Here is a 301-nt window from a genome sequence, read left to right as displayed (position 1 = left end):
GGGAATTCCTCTGGCCCCTGCAAACCGGCGCGCGCCTGGTCATGGCGCGTCCCGGCGGCCATCGCGATCCGGAGTACCTGCGTCAGGTGATCCGCAGCGAAAACGTCACCACCTTGCACTTCGTGCCCTCGATGCTCGATGTGTTCCTGGCCCATGGCGACGCTTCGGCCGAAGGCCTCAAACGCGTCCTGTGCAGCGGCGAGGCCTTGCCGGGCAGCCTGGTCCGACGCTTCCACGCGCAATTGCCAGCCGTTGAACTGCACAACCTGTACGGCCCGACTGAAGCAGCGGTGGACGTGAG

Annotated in this window: 1 protein-coding gene; it reads left to right on the top strand. The window is 66.1% G+C overall.

Features of this window, described 5'->3' with window-relative positions:
* The coding region (locus OO306_RS28300) for an AMP-binding protein (RefSeq protein ID WP_265970414.1) at nucleotides 1–301 on the top strand (301 nt) is incomplete at both ends.

Origin of the sequence: Pseudomonas sp. DCB_AW, from assembly GCF_026240895.1 — a bacterium.
In the GTDB taxonomy this organism is placed as follows: domain Bacteria; phylum Pseudomonadota; class Gammaproteobacteria; order Pseudomonadales; family Pseudomonadaceae; genus Aquipseudomonas; species Aquipseudomonas kermanshahensis.
This window is presented reverse-complemented; position numbering and strand designations above follow the sequence as displayed.